This window comes from Psychrobacter sp. 1U2, from assembly GCF_051847575.1.
In genome coordinates, this window is record NZ_JBPYDC010001652.1 from 1 (window position 1) to 549 (window position 549).

Consider the following 549-nt stretch of genomic DNA (forward strand, 5'->3'; position numbering starts at 1 on the left):
TGGGTATTGAGTTATTCGATACTAAATCTGTATTAGCCATCTGAAAACACCTCGCCTTTTTTTGCCATTTCAATCAAAATTTGTGCAGGCTCAAAACGCACACCAAACTTAGCGGCCAGCTCATGACTACGCTTAACGAAATTTTCTATTCCTACCGCATTAATAAACTGTAGCGTCCCCCCTTGATGCGGGGCGAAACCCCAACCAAAGATTGAGCCTACATTACCTTCCGCAACAGAGCGCAAGACATTTTCCTCATAACAGCGCGCCGATTCGTTGGCTTGGATATAGAGCAGGCGATCTATCAGCTCTTGCATGTCTAGCTGCTCAACAACGGGTGGAAACAGCTCAGTCAATTTTGGCCATAAGTGCTTATCACTCTTACCCTCTGAACTCTGCGAATAATCATAAAAGCCTTTGCCGACCTTTTTACCTAAGCGCTCGTGGTCTTTTGCAATCACACTAAGCACTGCAGCAGATGGATGACTGACCCATTCTTTGCCCTCGCTGATCGTATCTTTTTTGGACTGCTCCATAATATGCATAGAT

The 549-nt window shown here is 45.0% G+C and carries 1 pseudogene; it reads right to left on the bottom strand.

The window, feature by feature from the left end:
• Positions 1-32: 32 nt before the first annotated feature.
• A pseudogene (locus ACS8FD_RS23685) lies at positions 33-549 on the bottom strand (3-hydroxyacyl-CoA dehydrogenase); the annotation flags it as partial.